At 66.6% G+C, this 18,159-nt stretch carries 21 protein-coding genes; 10 read left to right on the forward strand and 11 right to left on the reverse strand.

All coding sequences use genetic code 11. The features are described from left to right. The first annotated feature begins 16 nt into the window (after positions 1-16). The 9 genes from ccmA to ccmI are packed head-to-tail and all read left to right on the forward strand — an operon-like array spanning position 17 to position 7,005. Positions 17-643: a cytochrome c biogenesis heme-transporting ATPase CcmA gene (gene ccmA, locus V6M37_RS06570; RefSeq protein ID WP_332671728.1), complete on the forward strand. Its 627-nt coding sequence runs from the start codon at positions 17-19 to the stop codon at positions 641-643. Continuing rightward, positions 640-1,317, forward strand: coding sequence for a heme exporter protein CcmB (gene ccmB, locus V6M37_RS06575; RefSeq protein ID WP_332671729.1), 678 nt, complete (start codon positions 640-642; stop codon positions 1,315-1,317). The genes ccmA and ccmB overlap by 4 nt, the downstream gene beginning before the upstream one ends. A gap of 8 nt (positions 1,318-1,325) precedes the next feature. Then, entirely contained in the window at positions 1,326-2,090 is a 765-nt protein-coding gene (ccmC, locus tag V6M37_RS06580; protein WP_332671730.1) for a heme ABC transporter permease CcmC, read from the forward strand. Continuing rightward, positions 2,090-2,302, forward strand: a complete 213-nt coding sequence (gene ccmD / locus V6M37_RS06585) for a heme exporter protein CcmD (RefSeq protein WP_332671731.1) — start codon at positions 2,090-2,092, stop codon at positions 2,300-2,302. Before ccmC ends, ccmD (V6M37_RS06585) begins: the two co-directional genes overlap by 1 nt. Further along, on the forward strand, positions 2,299-2,751 hold the full coding sequence (gene ccmE, locus V6M37_RS06590; RefSeq protein ID WP_332671732.1) for a cytochrome c maturation protein CcmE: 453 nt from the start codon (positions 2,299-2,301) through the stop codon (positions 2,749-2,751). Before ccmD (V6M37_RS06585) ends, ccmE begins: the two co-directional genes overlap by 4 nt. Further along, positions 2,748-4,721: a heme lyase CcmF/NrfE family subunit gene (locus V6M37_RS06595; RefSeq protein ID WP_332671733.1), complete on the forward strand. Its 1,974-nt coding sequence runs from the start codon at positions 2,748-2,750 to the stop codon at positions 4,719-4,721. Before ccmE ends, V6M37_RS06595 begins: the two co-directional genes overlap by 4 nt. A gap of 10 nt (positions 4,722-4,731) precedes the next feature. Next, complete coding sequence (locus V6M37_RS06600; protein ID WP_332671734.1) at positions 4,732-5,265, forward strand: DsbE family thiol:disulfide interchange protein; 534 nt, start codon at positions 4,732-4,734, stop codon at positions 5,263-5,265. Then, on the forward strand, positions 5,255-5,770 hold the full coding sequence (locus V6M37_RS06605) for a cytochrome c-type biogenesis protein (protein WP_332671735.1): 516 nt from the start codon (positions 5,255-5,257) through the stop codon (positions 5,768-5,770). The genes V6M37_RS06600 and V6M37_RS06605 overlap by 11 nt, the downstream gene beginning before the upstream one ends. Continuing rightward, positions 5,767-7,005, forward strand: a complete 1,239-nt coding sequence (gene ccmI, locus V6M37_RS06610) for a c-type cytochrome biogenesis protein CcmI (RefSeq protein ID WP_332671737.1) — start codon at positions 5,767-5,769, stop codon at positions 7,003-7,005. The genes V6M37_RS06605 and ccmI overlap by 4 nt, the downstream gene beginning before the upstream one ends. A gap of 242 nt (positions 7,006-7,247) precedes the next feature. Here the strand turns inward: ccmI and V6M37_RS06615 are convergent, their stop codons facing one another. The 6 genes from V6M37_RS06615 to V6M37_RS06640 all read right to left on the reverse strand — a co-directional run bounded on the left by V6M37_RS06615 (position 7,248) and on the right by V6M37_RS06640 (position 13,608). Continuing rightward, positions 7,248-8,462, reverse strand: coding sequence for a ligand-binding sensor domain-containing protein (locus V6M37_RS06615; protein ID WP_332671738.1), 1,215 nt, complete (start codon positions 8,460-8,462; stop codon positions 7,248-7,250). Positions 8,463-8,566: 104 nt separating this feature from the next. Continuing rightward, complete coding sequence (locus V6M37_RS06620) at positions 8,567-9,646, reverse strand: ligand-binding sensor domain-containing protein (RefSeq protein WP_332671740.1); 1,080 nt, start codon at positions 9,644-9,646, stop codon at positions 8,567-8,569. After that, positions 9,643-9,951, reverse strand: a complete 309-nt coding sequence (locus V6M37_RS06625) for a c-type cytochrome (RefSeq protein ID WP_332671741.1) — start codon at positions 9,949-9,951, stop codon at positions 9,643-9,645. Before V6M37_RS06625 ends, V6M37_RS06620 begins: the two co-directional genes overlap by 4 nt. Next, complete coding sequence (locus V6M37_RS06630; RefSeq protein WP_332671742.1) at positions 9,948-10,598, reverse strand: tetratricopeptide repeat protein; 651 nt, start codon at positions 10,596-10,598, stop codon at positions 9,948-9,950. Before V6M37_RS06630 ends, V6M37_RS06625 begins: the two co-directional genes overlap by 4 nt. 3 nt (positions 10,599-10,601) lie before the next feature. Further along, the gene (locus V6M37_RS06635) at positions 10,602-12,023 is read right to left on the reverse strand and encodes a sigma-54-dependent transcriptional regulator (RefSeq protein WP_332671744.1); all 1,422 of its coding nucleotides are present in this window, start codon (positions 12,021-12,023) and stop codon (positions 10,602-10,604) included. A gap of 43 nt (positions 12,024-12,066) precedes the next feature. Beyond that, complete coding sequence (locus V6M37_RS06640) at positions 12,067-13,608, reverse strand: sensor histidine kinase (protein ID WP_332671745.1); 1,542 nt, start codon at positions 13,606-13,608, stop codon at positions 12,067-12,069. Positions 13,609-13,892: 284 nt separating this feature from the next. On the opposite strand from V6M37_RS06640, the gene V6M37_RS06645 reads away from it, so the two are divergent. Further along, complete coding sequence (locus tag V6M37_RS06645) at positions 13,893-14,396, forward strand: tetratricopeptide repeat protein (RefSeq protein ID WP_332671746.1); 504 nt, start codon at positions 13,893-13,895, stop codon at positions 14,394-14,396. A gap of 109 nt (positions 14,397-14,505) precedes the next feature. Here the strand turns inward: V6M37_RS06645 and V6M37_RS06650 are convergent, their stop codons facing one another. The 5 genes from V6M37_RS06650 to V6M37_RS06670 form a co-directional block, all read right to left on the reverse strand. After that, positions 14,506-15,048 carry a TlpA family protein disulfide reductase gene (locus V6M37_RS06650; RefSeq protein WP_332671748.1) on the reverse strand — a complete coding sequence of 181 codons (543 nt, stop codon included), beginning with the start codon at positions 15,046-15,048 and terminating at the stop codon, positions 14,506-14,508. A gap of 145 nt (positions 15,049-15,193) precedes the next feature. Then, on the reverse strand, positions 15,194-15,469 hold the full coding sequence (gene ccmD / locus V6M37_RS06655) for a heme exporter protein CcmD (protein WP_332671749.1): 276 nt from the start codon (positions 15,467-15,469) through the stop codon (positions 15,194-15,196). Next, positions 15,466-16,110 carry a cytochrome c biogenesis protein CcsA gene (gene ccsA / locus V6M37_RS06660; protein ID WP_332671750.1) on the reverse strand — a complete coding sequence of 215 codons (645 nt, stop codon included), beginning with the start codon at positions 16,108-16,110 and terminating at the stop codon, positions 15,466-15,468. The genes ccmD (V6M37_RS06655) and ccsA overlap by 4 nt, the downstream gene beginning before the upstream one ends. Positions 16,111-16,440: 330 nt before the next feature. Continuing rightward, complete coding sequence (locus V6M37_RS06665; protein WP_332671751.1) at positions 16,441-17,370, reverse strand: hypothetical protein; 930 nt, start codon at positions 17,368-17,370, stop codon at positions 16,441-16,443. Positions 17,371-17,395: 25 nt separating this feature from the next. Then, the gene (locus V6M37_RS06670; protein WP_332671757.1) at positions 17,396-18,064 is read right to left on the reverse strand and encodes a c(7)-type cytochrome triheme domain-containing protein; all 669 of its coding nucleotides are present in this window, start codon (positions 18,062-18,064) and stop codon (positions 17,396-17,398) included. Between the last annotated feature and the right edge of the window lie 95 nt (positions 18,065-18,159).

The following is an 18,159-nucleotide window of genomic DNA, read 5'->3' on the forward strand; positions in this document are numbered from 1 at the left end:
GGTTAAATCCACGCCCATGCTTTATGCCGAAGATCTCGCCTGTCTGAAAGGTGACCGCCTTTTGTTTCGTGGCCTCTCCCTCAAGATGGCGCCCGGTGAGCTGTTGAGGATCGCCGGACCGAACGGCTTCGGCAAGACCAGCCTGCTGCGCATCCTGTGCGGGCTCGCCCACGCCGAAGCCGGCGAAATCCGCTGGAACGACCGGCCGATCCGCAGCGACCGCGAAGCCTTCCACCGCGCGCTGCTCTACCTCGGCCATGCTCCGGCGCTGAACGACCTGCTGACGCCGCTCGAAAACCTCGGCTTCGCGTGCGCCTCCGCCGGCGACGACGTCGACGAGGAGCGCTGCGTGGACGCGCTGGTCCGCATCGGCCTCGCGCAGCAGCTCGACCTGCCGGCCCGCGTGCTGTCGCAGGGGCAGCGGCGACGGGTCGGCCTCGCGCGCCTCTTTCTTGGCATCCGCCGGACCTTGTGGGTGCTCGATGAACCCTTCACCGCGCTCGACGTCGCCGCGGTCGCCGATCTCGCAATGACGCTTTCAGACCACTGTGCCGCGGGCGGGATGGTCATCCTGACCACGCACCAAGACGCCCCGTTCGCCAAGCCGCCCCGCGTGCTCGACCTCACCGAGGTGGCCGTTTGAGTCGCGCGCTCGGTCCCTTCGGCGCGGTGCTGCGACGCGACCTGCTGCTCGCGTGGCGAGGCCGGGCCGACGTCCTCGTCACCCTCGCGTTCTTCGTCGTCGTCGTGTGCCTCTTCCCGTTCGGGGTCGGCGCCGAAACGAACCAGCTGCGCTCGATCGCTCCCGGCGTCCTGTGGGTCGCCGCGCTGCTCGCGACCCTGCTGTCGCTGCACCGGCTGTTCGCGCAGGACCACGCCGACGGCACGCTCGAACAGCTCCTGCTGTCGCCGGAGCCGACCGTGCTGTGGGTCATCGCGAAGATCCTCGCACACTGGGTCGCGACCGGGCTGCCGCTCGTCCTCGTCGCCCCCGCGCTCGCGATGCTGTTCGACGTCGAGCAAGGCGCGCTCGGCGTCCTGATCCTGTCGCTCGCACTCGGGACCCCTATCCTCGCGCTGCTCGGCGCGGTCGGCGCGGCCCTGACGCTGGGTTTGCGCGGCGGAGGCATGTTACTTGCTTTATTGGTTTTGCCGTTGTTCGTGCCGGTGCTCATTTTCGGAGCCGGGGCGGTCGATGCCTATCTCTCGGGAACCGGCGCCGACGCCCACCTCCTGTTGCTCGGCGGCGGACTGCTCGGTGCACTAGTGCTGGCGCCGATCGCGTGCGCCGCGGCCCTCAGAATCGCAGTCGATTGATCGAAGACATGACCAGACCAGAACGAGGCAAGAGCCTGTTTCGTTTCGCCGCTCCCCAGATGTTCTACCCGCTCGCCGGAAGGCTCGCGCCGTGGTTCGCGGCGGTCGCGGCGATTTTCACGGTGGCCGGGCTGTGGCTCGGCTTCTTCGTCGCGCCGACCGACGCGCAGCAGGGCGAGGTGTATCGCGTGATCTTCATCCACGTACCTGCCGCGTGGATGTCGATGTTCGTCTACCTGATCATGGCCTTCTGGTCCGCGGTCGGACTCGTGATGAACACGCGCCTGTCCTTCCTGATGGCGCGCGCCCTCGCGCCCACCGGCGCGATGTTCTGCGTCCTCGCGCTCGTCACCGGTTCGTTGTGGGGCAAGCCGACGTGGGGCGCCTACTGGGTGTGGGACGCGCGGCTGACGTCGCAGCTGCTGCTGCTCTTCCTGTACTTCGGATTCATCGCGCTGACGCAGGCGATCGAGGATCCGCGCCGTGCCGACCGGGCGGGCGCGATCATCGCCCTGGTCGGCGCCGTCAATGTCCCGATCATCTATTTCTCGGTCAAATGGTGGAACACGCTGCATCAGGGCGCGTCGGTGAGCCTGACGAAAGCCCCGTCGATGGCGGCGACGATGCTCCTCGGCATGCTCGTGATGGCGCTCGCGTCGTGGGCCTACACGATCGCGGTCACGCTGTGGCGCGTGCGTCCGCTGATTCTCGAACGTGAGCGGCACACCGACTGGGTGGGCGCGGAACTGAATGCGCTGGAGGGCAAGGTCTGATGCAGTGGGAGTCGTGGAGCGCCTTCTGGCAGATGGGCGGAGCGGCCCCCTTCGTTTGGGGTAGCTACGGACTTACCGTATTTCTTGTAGTCGTGGAACTGATCATGGTCGCGCGCCGTCGTAGGGAAACCGTGCGGCGATTGCTGCGGCTTCGTCGCGCCAATGCGAACGGCCGAGGCGGACGGAAGGTTTTTGAGGAGATCGTTGAATGAAACCCCGTAGTAAACGTCTGGTGCTGCTCGGCGGTGCTGTCGCACTGCTCATCGGCGCCGTGGCGCTCGTGCTGTCCGCCTTCCAGCAGAACCTGGTGTTCTTCCACACGCCGACCGAAGTCGCCGCCGGCAAGGCGCCGGTCGGCAAGACGTTCCGCATCGGCGGAATGGTCGAGACCGGCTCGGTCCGCCGCGAGGCGGACGGGGTCACCGTCCGGTTCGCGATTACCGATACTGCGAAAGCCATTCCCGTTTCCTACAAAGGCTCGCTGCCCGACCTCTTCAGTGAAGGCAAGGGCGCGGTCGTGCAGGGAACGCTCGACGCGGACGGCCAGTTCCGCGCATCCGAAGTCCTCGCGAAGCACGACGAGAACTACATGCCGCCCGAAGCGCAGCACGCCGTCGATCAGGCCCAGGCCCAGAAAGCGGCTGAGACGGTGCAGCAATGATTCCCGAACTCGGCCACTTTTCCCTGATTCTTGCACTGGTGCTGTCGCTGGTACAGGCGGTCGTTCCGATGATCGGCGCGAACCGCAACCGACTCGCGCTGATGGCCGTCGGGCGCCCCGCGGCGCAAGGCCAGTTCCTGTTCATCGCGTTCGCGTTCGGGTGCCTCACCTGGGCCTTCATCACGAGCGATTTTTCGCTGCAGCTCGCGGCCGTCAATTCGCACACCGACACGCCGTTGATCTACAAGATCACCGGCGTCTGGGGCAACCATGAAGGCTCGCTGCTGCTGTGGGCACTCTCGCTGTCGCTGTGGACCGTCGCCGTCACGGTGTTCAGCCGCAACCTGCCCGAGCCGTTCATGGCGCGCGTGCTCGGGGTGCTCGGCTGGATCAGCGCGGGCTTCCTGTCATTCACGCTGGTCACGTCCAACCCGTTCGACCGGCTGATTCCGGCCGTCGCCGAAGGGCGCGACCTGAACCCGCTGCTGCAGGATCCCGGCATGATCATCCACCCGCCGCTGCTCTACATGGGCTACGTCGGGTTTTCGGTCGCGTTCGCGTTCGCGATCGCCGCGCTGCTGAGCGGCAGGATGGATGCCGCGTGGGCGCGCTGGTCGCGTCCCTGGACGACGGTCGCGTGGGTGTTCCTCACCGCCGGCATCACCGTCGGCTCGGGCTGGGCGTACTACGAGCTCGGCTGGGGCGGATGGTGGTTCTGGGATCCGGTCGAAAACGCCAGCTTCATGCCGTGGCTGCTCGGTACCGCGCTCGTCCATTCGCTCGCGGTGACGGAGAAGCGCGGCGCGTTCCGCAGCTGGACGATCCTGCTCGCGATCAGCGCGTTCTCGCTGTCGCTGCTCGGCACCTTCCTCGTCCGCTCGGGCGTCATCACGTCGGTGCATGCGTTCGCGACCGACCCGAGGCGCGGCCTGTTCATCCTTGCGCTGCTGGTCCTCGTGATCGGCATTTCGCTCGCGCTCTTCGCGTGGCGGGCGCCGAAGCTTGCGGGGGGCGGCAGCTTCGGCCTGGTTTCGCGCGACTCGACGCTGCTCGGCAACAACGTACTGCTCGCGGTCGCAACCGGTTCGGTGCTGCTCGGCACCCTCTATCCGATGTTTCTCGATGCGCTCGGGCTCGGCAAGATCTCGGTCGGCCCGCCGTATTTCGAGGCGGTGTTCGTGCCGCTGATGGCGCCGGTCGTCGTGCTGATGGTCATCGGCCCGTTCGTCCGCTGGAAAGGGGACGACGTGAAGCGCGTGGCGCGGCTGCTCGCGCCGGCGATCATCGCGAGCCTCGTCCTCGGCGTCGGCATCGCGTTCGCGGTCGGCCATGTCAGCGTCCGTACCGTTCTCGGCCTCACGCTTGCCGCGTGGGTGCTGCTTGGCAGCGCGAAGTTGCTCGCGACGCGGTTCGCGGAGCGCCGCGGGGCTGCTGTCGGCACGACCCTCCGCGGCATTCCGGCGGCGTGGTGGGGCATGTGGCTCGCGCATCTGGGCATCGGCGTGTTCATTATCGGCGTCACGATGGTCAACAGCCTCAACGAGCGCCTCGACGTCAAGATGCACGCGGGTGACAGCGCGCACCTCGCGGGGTACACCTTCAAGTTCGTCGGCGTGGTCGACGCGCCCGGCGCGAACTACGACGCGGCGCGCGCGACGATCGAGGTGACGCGCGGCGACGTCGCGGTCGCGACGCTCAACCCCGAGAAGCGCGTGTACGTCGCACAGCAGATGCCGATGACTGAGGCATCGCTCGACATCGGGCCGTTCCGCGACATCTACGTGAACCTCGGCGACCAGCTCGAGGACGGCGCGTGGGTGGTCGGTCTTTTCTACAAACCCTTCATCAGCTGGGTGTGGCTGGGCTGTCTCCTGATGGCGATCGGCGGTGTTTTCGCCGCGTCCGACCGCCGCTATCGTCGGCTGGCCCAGCGCGAGGCCGCCGCCGTTGCTGCCCGTCAGACGACATGAGTGATCGACCATGAAAGCGAAGTTTCTCGTTCCCCTTGCGCTGTTCCTCGTGCTCGCGGGCTTCCTCGGCTACGGCCTGACCCTGAACCCGCGCGAGGTGCCGTCGCCGCTCGTCGACAAGCCCGCGCCGGAGTTCCGGCTCGCGACCCTCGCGGCGCCGGAGACCGAGGTCGGCCTAGCCGACATGCGCGGCCAAGTCTGGTTGCTGAACGTCTGGGCCTCCTGGTGCGTGTCGTGCCGGCAGGAGCATCCGGTGCTGATGCGGTTCGCGCGGGACAACGTCGTGCCGCTCGTCGGCCTCAACTACAAGGACACGCGGCCGGAAGCGCTCGGCTGGCTCAGGGAACACGGAGATCCCTACACGTTGTCCGTGGTCGATGCGGATGGTCGCGTCGGCATCGACTTCGGCGTCTATGGCGTGCCGGAGACTTTCCTGATCGATCGCGCGGGTGTGGTCCGTTACAAGCACATCGGGCCGGTCACGCCGGAGGCGGTTCGCGACGTGCTGTTGCCGAAGATTGCGGAGTTGTCGCGTGCGAGCTGAAGACCTGAAGCATTCCGTGCGTTCCGCACTCGCCGCGGTCCTGTTCCTGTTCGCGTTGTCGGGTCCCGCATCGGCGGCGGAAGCCGAACCGCTCGCGAATGATCCCGCGCTCGAAGAGCGGGTCATGGATCTGTCGCACAAGCTGCGCTGCCTGGTCTGCCAGAACCAGACGATCGCGGAATCGAACGCGCCGCTCGCGGTCGACCTGCGCAATCAGGTTCGCGAGCAGTTCGCCGCGGGCAAGAGCGAAGAGGCGGTCGTCGACTACCTCGTCGCACGCTACGGCGACTTCGTGCTTTATCTTCCGCCGTTCAAGGGGATCACCCTCTTGCTGTGGCTCGGGCCGGCGTTGCTGCTGGTCGCAGGCACAGGCTGGCTGGCGTGGAGATTGCGTTCCCGCGCCAAGGAAGCCCAGTCCGCGCCGCATCTGACCCAGGACGAGCGCGCACGCGCCAGCGCGCTGCTTGGCGGCACGCCGAATTCCTCCGAGGAGCCCCGTTCGTGATTCCCTTCTTGATTCTGGCCACCGCGCTGGTGGCCGGCGCGCTGCTGCTTGTCGTTCCACCGATGATCGGGGCCGGCGGCCGTGCGCGCGAAGACGCGAAGCGTCAGCGCCAGGCTGAAACCGTTCTGGTCGTCCTGCGCGAGCAGCTCGGCGAACTCGACGCCGAACGCGCGGCCGGGAACATCGGCGAAGCCGAATACCAGCGTTCGCGCGAGGAACTCGAGCTGCGCGCGCTCGAGGAAGGACGCGCGGCCGAGGGCGGCGCCGACCTCCGTCCGGCACGCAAGTGGGCGGTCGCCTTGATCGCCGTGGTCCCGCTGATGGCCGCGGCGGTCTACCTGATGCTCGGCGAGCCGCGCGGCCTCGATCCGGTCGCGGTCGCGAAGGAGGAGAGCCACCAGATCACGCCCGAACAGATGACGAGGCTGGTCGCGCAGCTTGCCGAACGGCTCGAGCGGCAACCCGAGGACGTCCAGGGCTGGCTGATGCTCGGCCGCTCCTATTCGATGATGAAGGACTTCGAAGGGGCTGCCGCAACCTGGCGCAGAATCGGTGCGAACGTTCCCGACGACGCGGACGTGCTCGCGGACTGGGCGGATCTCCTCGCGGTGGCCGCGGGGCGCAGCTTCGACGGCGCTCCGGAACGGCTGATCCAGCGGGCGGTCGAGATCGATCCGAACCATGTGAAGGCGCTCGCGCTTGCGGGCACCGCGGCCTTCCACCGCGAAGACTACGCCGGCGCGTCGGCATACTGGGAACGGATCCTCGCGAAGCTGAGCCCGGAGGAACCGGCCTATCAGGGGATTCTCGGGAGCATCAACGAGGCACGCAGCAAGGGCGGGATCGCGCTGCTCGAAGCGCCACACGCGGCCGCTGGCGATGCCGGTACTGCTGCGCCGTCTGCGCTCACGGTCAGCGGCACCGTGAGCATTTCGCCGCAACTCGCGGCGCAGGCGGGGCCGGACGACGTCGTCTTCGTCTTCGCCCGGCCCGCGCAAGGCGGCATTCCGCTGGCTGCGCTGCGGCTGCGCGCGGTCGATCTTCCCGCGGCGTTCAGTTTCGAGAACGCACAGCGCATGTCTCAAGGGCCGCTCCCGGCGCAGATCAGCGTCGGCGCCCGCTTGTCGAAGCAGGGCAGCGCGACCGCCCAGGCCGGTGATCTGGAAGGTGTGCCGGTCACGGCCGCGCCCCACGAGTCCTCGGTTGAAATCGTGATCGACCGGGTCCGCAACTAAGGCGGCAAACCGCGGCGCCGAGGCTCCGTCGCGAAACGCGCGGAGGCTCGGCGATTTAACATAGGTCCCTTCACCGATTGCGGGCGGGGGCCGGCCACGTTCGCGACGAGGGCCGCGAGCGGGATGTGCGCGACGTCGTCGAGCGCCGCCGCGGCGCGGCAGGAATCGTGGGAGGTACAAAAAAAACGGGAGGGGCCGTTCGCCCCTCCCGTTCGTTTCGAACCGGCCGCCGAGCGTCTTCTTCAGTTCTTCGCGGTCGGCCGGATATGGGCCACGCCGCCGTAGCTTCCGACCCACATGCCGCCGTCCGGCGTCGTCGCCATCGAGAACACGGTGTTGCTGAAGAGGCCGTCCTCGGCACGCATGACGCGGTAGCCGTTGCCTTCCTTGACCGCGAGGCCGTTGTTCGTGCCGACCCACAGGCGGTTCTGGTGGTCACGGTGCAGCATGAACACGTGGTTCCCGGGGAGCCCTTCCACCGTCGTCACGTTTTCCCATTGCTTGCCGTCGAAATGGGCGAGACCGCCGCCCCAGGTTCCGGCCCACACCGTTCCGTCCTGATCGACCGCGAGCGAGATGATGTAGTTCGGGTTGTACGCCTGGTCGACGTCCTGCAGGCCCATTTCCTTCTTCTGCTGCGCGTGATGCAACGATTCCTTCGCCGGGTCGTTCTTGAACGCGATCTCCTGCTTGACCTTCTCGTACGGCGCGCCGACGCCGCGCGAATGGTTCCAGTTCTCCCACTGCCCGTCGGCGTAGCGCGCCATGCCGCCTTCGGTCGCGAGCCATACTTCGCCGTTCTTGCCTTCGGCCAAGCCGTACACCCAGTCGTTCGGCAAGCCGCCCTTCGTGCTCTCGACGGTGTGCAGTTCCCACGCCGACGCGTCCTTCAGATTGCCGCCGCGCACGCGGTTGACACCCGACCACGTCGCGATCCACAGATCGCCCGTTTTCGTTTCGATGACGTCGTAGACGAAGGCGTCGCCGAGCCCCTCGGGGATGTTGTAGGTTTCCCACGTGTTGGTCTTTTCGTCGAGCACCGACAGCCCGCCGCCATAGGTCCCGACGGTGATCTTGCCCTGGATGCGGCCGACGTAGAACATGCCGTTCGAGAGCAACCCACTCTGGTTGTCGTAGAGCTTGAACTGGTCGCTGCGCGTGTCGTAGCGGATGACCCCGCCGGACGTCGCGACCCAGACGACGCCGTCTTCGACGAAGATCTTCTTGACGTTCTTGTTGCCGACCCGGAAATGCGTGAATTTTTCGGTCGGATCGACGCCGACCTTGCCTTCGCGCACCTGCCCGGCGCCGCCTGACGGCGCTGACGGCGCTGACGTCGCATGCGGTGCGGCGGGGACGGGGACCGGCTTCGCCGCTTGCTGCGTGCCGAGCGTATACGCGCCGGCGATGGCCGCGGCGCCGACGATTACGGCGACGGCGGCGAGTTTATGAGTCATGCCGAAAAGCTCCAGTAGGGAAATGATCGAAAGAAGCGGCGACCGGCGTCGCGGCGCGGGCGGGGCGAGGTGCAGGTGAAAGCCCCGTCGCCGCGCCGGGAACGCTATTTCTTGCTGATGATGGCGACCCCCCGGCGGGTGCCGACCCAGATGTCGCCGCCCGGTGCGCTCGCAACCGTGTAGACGTGCGAGTCGAGGAGTCCGTCCTGCACCGTGAAGGATTTCCAGTTCTTGCCGTCGAAGCGCGACACGCCCTTGTCGGTGCCGAACCAGAACGCGCCCTTGTCGTCGCGCGCGATCGAATAAACGATGTTGCCGACGAGTCCGTCCGCGGTGCTGTAATTGCGCCAGGACTTGCCGTTGAAGCGCGCGACGCCGCCGCCCCAAGTGCCGACCCAGGCATCGCCGTCGGGGCCGATATGCATCGCGAACGAGTAGTTCGGGTTGTAGGTCGGGTCACCGCGCTCCATCGTCGACAGGTCGTGGCGGGACCGGGTGCCCAGACCGGTGTTGCTGCTCGCCGGCAGTTGGTTGACGTTCGGCGCGCCGAGGCCGTCCTTGTGCGTCCACGACTTCCACTGCTTGCCGTCGAACATCGATACGCCGCCTTCGGTCGCAAACCAGACGCGGCCCTTCGCATCGACGTCGAGCCCGTACACCCATTCGTTGATGAGTTCCTTTACGTACGTCTTGAATTCGCCCGTCTTCACGTCGAAATGGTTGACCCCGGCCCACGTGCCGATCCACAGATCGCCCTTCTTGTCGTTCGCGAAAGAGTAGATCCAGTAGTCGGCGAGGCCGTGCATCGGGAAATAGGTCTTCCAGTTGCCGTCCTTGTAGCGGGAGGCGCCGCCGGCGTTGGTGCCGAACCACTTGTAGCCCTGCGAGTCGATGCCGACGGCGAACACGTATTCGTTCGCGAGGCCGTCGTTGCGGGTGAAGGTCGTTTTCGGTTTGCGCGTGTCCAGCGCGATTTCGTGTACGCCGACGGAGGTGCCGACCCAGACGCTGTTCGCCTTCGGCTCCATCGTCAGCGAACGGACGTAGACCGCGTCGCCGACGTTGAAGGTTTCGCTGATCTTGTAGTCCGGGGAAGTCTGCCCGAACGCGGCGAAGCTGGCACAGGAGAGGAGAAGGCCGACTGCGGCCAGGGACTGCCGCGCATGCAGGAGGTTCAGGGTCATCGTTGGAGGGTCCGCAGGTAAGCGATCACGTCGAGAATCTGTTGGTCGCGAAGGATACCGTTGAAAGATGGCATAGTCATTTTTCCGGCCTTGATCGACATCATCAGTGTCGTGTCCGGCTGCATCAGACGCTCGCTGCGGGCGAAGTTCGGTGCGGTCGGGATCGCGCTCTGGCCGCCGACGCCGTGGCAGCCGAGGCAATGCATCTGGTAGATGCGCTGCCCTTCGCCGATGTTTGCCGCGAGTGCCGACGCGGAAGCCGAGAACATCGCGAGCGCGAAGGCAACAGTGCCGCGCCTCCTCATTTCTTCCGGGCTCCGGGCTTGACGCCCCGAATCTCGGCGAGCCGGGTGCTCCATTGATCCGCCTTCGCGGCGTCCACCGGCAGGCCGTAGTCCCCGATGCGATATGCGGTCGACACGGACTCGATCGCATTGACGTCGCCGAGTTCGGCCGCCTTCAGCAGCAACGGTCCGGTTTCGGGCGTGAGCGCGTCCGCTCCGAAGCGCGCGTCCTTCCTCGTGTAGGCGAGCGCAAGGGAGATCGTCGCCGCGGGGTGCTCCTGCGCGACGGCGGCGCGGATCAGGCGTGCGACCTCCCGCTCGTCGGGGGCCTTGGCCTCTCCGGTGAGGTACATCTTCGCGAGGCCGTACTGGCCGTCGGCATTGCCCTGTCCGGCGGCCTTGAGCAGATAGCCCTGGGCCTCGTCGTCCAGTTCCGCGCTATCGAGAAGCGTCCCATACAGCGCTTGGGCTTCGGCGATGCCGCCATCCGCGGCGCGCTTGAGCGGTGACATCGCACCGGTCACGTCGCCCTTGCGGTAGGCGGCAAGGCCCTCGTTGTAATCGGCGGCCGCGTCGGCCTGCACCGCAAAGGGCGCGCCGAGCAGTGCGACCGCGAGAAGCGCGTGTTTGAAAGCGGGAAGGGTTTTCTCGGTTGCGGGAAAATACATGCTTCATTCCTTGTTCGGGCCCGGAGCCGCGGTCGGCGGCGTTCCGCCGGTCGGATTGCGGGCGATGCCGAAGGCCTCGAATTCCTCCATCTTGCGGTACAGGCTGGACAGTCCGATGCCCAGGCGCTGCGCGGCAAGGCGCCGGTCGCCCGCGGTTTCGTCGAGCATCCGGAAAATCACGCCGGCTTCGAATTCGCGCAACTGATCGCGAAGACAAAGCTGGGTAGCAATGGGTGTGCCATGAGACTGGGGGCGCGGCGCGGCGCGTGCGATCTCGGGCGGCAGGTCGTTGACCGTGATGTAGTCGTCCTCGGCGAGGATGCACGCGCGGTTGATGACGTTTTCCATCTGCCGAACGTTGCCGGGCCACGGATAGCCCTGCAGCAGACGCTCGACTTCGTCGGCGACGGTCATCGCTGTGGCCGCGCCGTTCTGCTCGCGCGCGCGCTCGAGGATGAAGCGGATCAGTCCGCGGATGTCGTCCTGGCGCTCGCGCAGCGGCGGGATGTGAATGTGGAACATGCTCAGGCGGAAGAAAAGATCCTCGCGGAACGTGCCTTCCTTGACCATGTCGTGGAGGTTGCGATTCGTCGCGGCGATGATGCGGCAATCGACGCGGCGCGACTGTTCGCTGCCGACCGCGCGAATTTCCTTTTCCTCGATCGCATGCAGCAGCTTCGTCTGCATCAGCATCGGCAGTTCGCCGACCTCGTCGAGAAAGAGCGTGCCGAGGTCGGCCTGCAGGAAGAGACCCTTGCGCGCCTTGTCGGCGCCGGTGAACGCGCCCTTCGTGTGGCCGAAGAACTCCGACTCCATCAGCGTTTCGGGAATCGCGCTGCAGTTGACGGGCAGGAATAGATGTTCGCCGCGACGACTTTGCTCGTGGATCGAACGCGCGAGCACGCCTTTGCCGGTGCCGGATTCCCCGGTGATCAGCACCGTGCTGTCGGTCGGCGCGACCTTGCTCGCGAGACGTTCGACCGCCTGCATCGGCGCGGACGTGAAGCGGAATTTCGCCGCGTCGCCTTTCGCGAACTTGCGCAGCACGCGGTTTTCTTCGCGCAGCCCGCGCAGCGCCGCGATCTGCTGCACGCGGTGCAGCAGCTCCTCGATGTTGAACGGTTTGATGATGTAGTCGGAGGCGCCCGCGCGCAGCGCTTCGACCGCCGTTTCCATCGAGGCGAACGCGGTCACCATGATGAAGTTCGTTTCGATCGGCGATTCCTTCATCGACCGCACGAGGTCGACGCCGTTGCCGTCGGGCATCTTGATGTCGCACAGCGCCAGATCGACATCCCCGCGCACGAGCTTGGACGCGGCCTCGGTGCAGTTGCGCGCTTCGTCGACCGAATAGCCGGCCTGTCGGCACGCCTCGGCGAGGATTTCGCGCACCGCGCGCTCGTCATCGATGACTAGAATATGCATCAGCTTCCCTTGTTTCGTGGCGTACCCGCATTCCTGGTTGCGCTCAGGCCGCCTGTTCGGCGGCCAGGAGCGGGAGAGTGACACGGACGGTGGTTCCCTGTCCCGGCGTCGATTCCAGCGCGATCGAACCGCCGGCGTCCTGGATCAGTTCGCGGCTCAGCGCGAGGCCGAGGCCGGTCCCTTTGCCCGCTGGCTTGGTCGTGAAATATTCCTCGAAAACGCGCTCGATCATCTCCGGCGCGATGCCTCCGGCATTATCCGAGATCTCGATCGTCGCCTCCCGCTCGCCGACGCGCGTCAGCACCCGGATTTCGCCCTGGTGTTCGCTCGGCATCTCGTCGAGCGCGTCGGCGGCGTTGATCAGCAGATTCATCAGCACCTGCGTCAGGTGGTCGGCGATCGCGCGGATCGCGGGCATCTCGTCGTCGAGTTCGGTCGTCAGCGAAATGCGCCTGAAGCGACGGTCGTAGCTGACGAACGCGCAGGTGTTGCGGACGAGTTCGTTGAGGTTCAGTAGTTCGGGCTGCTGCGTCTGGGGCCGAGTGAAATCGGCGATCTGGCGCGTGATCAGCGAGATCCGCCGCGCCTGTTCGAGGATCAGCCCGGGCTTGCAGGTGCAACCCCGGTTCGGACAGCGGCCCGCTTCCTGGACCTGGCTCATCGCGCTCGCGACCCCGGTGATCGCCGCGATCGGGTTGTTGATCTCGTGCGCGAGTTGCGCCGCGAGCGAGCCGACCGCGACCATTTTCTCGCGATGGAACAGTTCGAGGCGGGCGCGCTCGATGTTCCGCTCGTGCTGGCGCAAGTCTTCCTGCATCTGGTTGACCGCCCGCATCAGCGATCCGAGTTCGTCGTTGCGCGTGACGTGCATCGGACTGTCGCGGCGGCCCATGACGATGCCGCGCGCATGGGCTTCGAGCTTGCGGATATCCCAGGTCAGGCGACTGAAGAAGATCGCGATCACCGCCCCGAGAAGGATTAGGCCGACCACAAGCATCGCCAGTCCGCTGAGCGTGATCCGGTCATAGTTCTGGCGGTAATCGTCGAGCAGGCTCAGGCGCGCGGCGTGCGCTTCCTGCGTGATCCGGTCGAGTTCGATGATCAGCCCGTTGAGCGTCGCGCGCATCCGGCCGAGCACGTCGATGTTCGGCGCCTGCGCGATATTGCGCACATCGGCGTGCAGGCTGCCCGCGAAGCCCGCGATCTCGGGATGCGCGTCCTGGATCGACTCCAGCAGCGAAAGCGTCGCTTCGACTTCGATCATCGCGCGGATCGATGCGGCGGCGAGATCGTCCGCCGAGAACGTCAGATTGACGGCGAGCAGCGTTCGCGCCATCGAAGTGTTGATTTCGAGAAGCTGCGCCTCGACGCGGTGCGCCTGCTCCAGCTTGCCGACGCCGCGCAGCAGGTTCTGGCGCTGCACTTCGGTCGCGGTGCCGATCAGCATGACGTAGATCACCATCGCGACGAACGCAAGAATGCCTTTCGTCTTGAGGAAGAGCGGCCGCGGGGAGTGTGCTCCGGCGGACGCTTGTGGCTCTGCCGCGGCGTCGCCGTCGTGCCCGGCCAAGGTTCTGCTCTTCATCCTGAATCTCGCTGCGGTTAATGCGACGCGTGTGCTCCCGCGCTACCTGAAGGGGGTTACATCGAATGCGGGCATTTTGTCAGACCTGACGGGACTGCGGGACTCCTACTTTCGATATAGAGCCCGGAACCGTCGCTGCGTTTCGACTGCCGCTGCGGTGCCGGTTCGGTACGGATATTGCGTGATCAGCGCGACGTGCGGGCCGAACCGGCTCAACCGAACCGAAAACGTGTCGATCGTATTCAAGGAGTGAGCATTCTATGTTGCGTCGGATCGCCCTGTGCATGACGTTGCTGACCGGGTTCACACACGCGGCCCCGATCGACGATGCGCTGCGTCAGTATGACAGCGGAAAGTACGAGGAGGCTGCGAAGGCGTTTCTCCCGCTCGCGGAAAGCGGCGCCGCGGTCGCGCAGGAGAAACTCAGCGTGATGTACTTCTACGGGCGCGGTGTTGCGGAGGACGAAGGCCGCGCGATGGAATGGGCGCGCCGCAGTGCCGACCAGGGAAACATCGACGCGATGTACTTCATCGGCACAATGTACGTGTTCGGCGACACGATTTCCAAGACCGTCGCCGACCCCGACCAGGAGGCCGCACGGTGGTTCTTCGAAGCGGCGAGCCGCAATCACGCGGAAGCCGAGTATGGGCTCGGGCTGCTGTTCCTCGCCGGCAAGGGCGTCGTGCAGGACCAGGAAGAAGCGCTCAAGTGGATACGGCGCGCCGCCGACCACGGTCACGCGACGGCGCGCTCCTTCCTCGCCGGCGAACGGTCCGCGGTTCGCTGACGACGCCGTCGTCGCTGCCGCCCTGTCGGCGCGAAGTGGCGGCGCGGGTGGGCGAGGATTTCGTCGAGGAAGCACGCAGCAACGACGGAATCGCGAGGGCGTCCGCCTCCTATCGCGCGAGCAGACGCTGCTTCACGTCCCGCACCGCCGATTCTTCGGCCCAGTTCCGTTGTCCGAAATGGCGCCCGACGATGCGCCCGTCGGGGGCGACGTACAGCGTGAGAGGCAGCGCGGTCGCGCCGAGCGCGTCGGTCGCGCTGCCGGGGGTCGTCGCGACGCCGATCGGCAGCGCGATCCCGTACTTGAGAACGAATTCCCGAACCAGGTTAAGGTCGGTGTCGAGCGAAAGCGCGACGACGCGCGCGCCGCTTGGTTCGATGAGGGCCGAAAGCCGTTGAAGCGACGGCATTTCGGTGCGGCACGGGGGGCACCAGGTGGCCCAGATGTTGACGACGAGCGGCCGGCCGAGCCAGTCGGTGGCGCGCATCGCCGTGCCGTCGAGCCGCGTCAGGGGCACCGCGGGCATCGACGCCGGTTCCCGGCTCCGCGCCGGCAGCGGAGCGATCAGCGCGAGTGCCAGTCCCAGGGCGACGAGGCCTTTGGGCAGCCATGGCCGCTTGCGCGGGGGCGTTCCGGAGATTCCGAGGCGCATGTCCTATTTCGATGAAGCCGGATTTTCAAGGTCGGCTCTTGGGGCCGCAGCTGCGGATATTAACGCGAACCCGGGCGCCGTCGAGCCGTCCGGCCGTAACCCCGTACCGGTCCGGCCCGGAGACGCCATCGAGTCCTGGATGATCTCATCGTCTGTGCCGAACTGCAGCGCCGTTCGCCGACGCCCCGCCGACTCTTTCGGTGCGCGGAAAAATTAACGGCGACCTGCGGCCCGCCTCCGTGTCCGATGTCGCGGGCCGGATTCGCGCGAAGCGGCCGAGGTGGGCGAGGATCGCGCGCCGGCTCAATGCCAGGATGCCGATCTCGGTTGCGGCGACGACCAGCGCGACGAGATAGGCACCCCAGACGTAGATACCGTCGCCGCCCATCGCCCAGAGCGCGCCCCAGCTATCCCAGTTCATGACCCGCGCTCGCAGGAGACCCAGGCGGCGCTCCGCTCCCGCTCGAGGATGACGACCCGAAGCCGGGTCATCGCGGCGGCGAGGGCGTAGCACGCGAGTGAGCCGCTCATCGTCAGCACCGCGACGAACGACGAGATTCCGCTCCCCGGCGCGATGCGGACGTCCGGAAACGCATGGCCGTGACGGCTGTTCCACCAGTGCACCGCGAAGTGCAGCACCGGCAGGGCGACCAGCCCGGCCAGCCCGAGCACGCCGCTCGCGCGGTCGGCGCGGCCGTTGTCGTCGATCGCCTCCCGGAGCGCGATGAATCCGAGAAAAAGGAACAGCAGGAGCAGCTCCGAGCTGAGATGGGCGTCCCACACCCACCACACCCCCCACACCGGCTTGCCCCACAGGGCACCGGTCCACAGCGAAACGAACGCGAGCATCGCGCCGGTCGGCGCGAGCGCCGAGGCCAGCATCGAAGGAAGCTGCTGCTTCGTCATGAGCCCGAAGGCCGCCGCAGCGCCCGTGAGCACGTAGATCAGCACCGAGACCCACGTCGCGGGGCCGTGGATGAACGCGATGCGGTGGTGCTCGCCCCGCACGGCTTCGGTCGGGGCGGCGGCAAAGACGAGGTAGATAGCCGCGCCGAACGACACTGCCGCGGCCCATCCGAACCAGGGCGCGAACTTCCCCGCGCGGCGGTACCAATCTTCGACTCCGGGCCGCTCCAGGCGGTCCGGTGGCCCGATTCCATCCGCGGGAATAGCGCTGCTGCAGCTTGGCATACGTGGCGATTTCGATGGGTATGTCAACAGAGAGCAAGCGCCATGCCAAACTTACCCGGAAATGGGTACGCGCTGATTTCCCCGGAGCGCATGCAGGCCGCTGGCAGGGCGCGGTGCCCGTTCGGGCGGTCCTCGGAAAAAAATGCCCTTCCGCGGGGAAGGGCATCGGGGCCGGCAGCGGCGCACTACCGCCGTCCGGAATCAGCCGGGAATGTAGATCCCCGCGCTGCGTATCGCCTTAACGAGCTCGCCGGTCGCGCGCTCCAGCGTTTCGATGCCGACCGCGAACTGGCCGCGAGCGGCGGCGGCTTCGGCGTCGCGACGCAGGGACGCGGCGCTGTCGAGGAATTCCTGCATTCGCGGGTTGGCGGACGTTCCGCCCTTGTCTTCGAGCAGCACCTTGATCAGCATCTGGTGCGTGTCGTTGCGGTCGACCTCGTAGTGGTACTCCTCTTCCTTCGAGGCGAAGTTCAACGATCGCACCAAGGTGTCGCCGGAACGCATCGAACTCACCGACGCTTTCGCCAGCAGATACGCCTGCTCGAGCGTCGCGCGGCCTGCATCGAATTGCCCCGCGGCCGCCTTCTGCTCGGCGTCGGCGAGCAGGGATTCGATCTGGCGCGTGCTTTCCGACGTTCCCTTGACTTCCGATTTCTCGGTGGCGATGCGTTTTTGCGCGGACAGCAGCGCCTTCACGCTCTCGAGCTTGTTGCGGAAGTCCTTTTCATGCTTCTCGGCAGTGACCGTCTCGGGTGCGGCGAGGCGGGCCGCCTGGAACACGGTCATGCTTGCCGTCGAAAGCAGCGTCGAGGCCTTCGCGAGGTCCCCGGCCGCGAACGCGGTTTTCGCGTCGCGGTAGGCCTGCTTCGCCTGTTCGTGGCGTTGCAGCGCTTCGGGTACGCCGCTCGCCTCGATCTGGCGCGCCGCGCTGGACTTTTCGATCAGCGTGCCGACCGACTCCAGCCGCCGCTCGACCTGTGCGCGGTCCGGCTCCCGCGCCTGGATGCGCTGCGCCGCGGTCGCGGCGGAAGCCGGTTCGGGTTGCTGGGCGAAAACCGGCATCGCGGCGGAAAGCGCGACGACAATCGCGGCCCGCCCAAGGAGCCCGACGCAAGCAAAAGATTCCTTCATGTCCGACTCCTCGGGCCGACGCCGCTTACTTCGCGGCCTGCTCGCTCGTGCGGGCGATCGGCGTGTCCTTCTTCTTCGAATGACACAGCCGGCACTCGGACACCGGGAACGCCACCTTGCCGTGGCACACGCCGCACTTCTGGCCGAGCAGGATCGACGCCATGCTGATCTGGTTCGCGCCCTTCTGCGGAACGAAGATCGCCGGATGGCAGTTCGAGCAGTCGAGCCATTCGGTGTGCTGCTTGTGCGGATAGACCACGTCGGGCATCGAACCCTTCACTTCACGGACGATGTTCAGGTCCATGACGACCGGGACCGCGCTGCCGTCGATCTTGTCCCAGCGCGGTGAGATCGAATTCGCGCCGAGCGACTTCACCCAGTCGACGCGATTGCCCGCGTTGCTGCGCGTCATGCCGTTGAACGCGCTCAGCGGCGGCTGCAGCGCGTGCGTGCCTTCGTTGGTCGGGTCGTGGATACCATCTTCGGGCGGCGGCAGATTGCGCTGGCCGGCCGGCTTGAGCAGACGGTTGAAGCGGTTGACGTCGGCGGCCGACGGCGCGGCGGGCGCCGCCGACGGTGCAGCGGTCGCGACTTTCGCGGGGGCGGGATTCTGCTGGGCAACCGACAGCGACGGGACCAGCAATGCAGCGGCAGCGATCAGCGGCAGGAGCAGGGTCGGGATACGGCGAATCATCACTTGCTACCTCCTTGCCCGGCGGTGGCAACGGCCTTCTGTCCCGCGGGAATAGCGAGTTTCTGGATGGTGCTCTCATGCACCTGCGTCGGCGT

This window comes from Aromatoleum sp. (genome assembly GCF_036675785.1).
GTDB lineage: Bacteria > Pseudomonadota > Gammaproteobacteria > Burkholderiales > Rhodocyclaceae > Aromatoleum.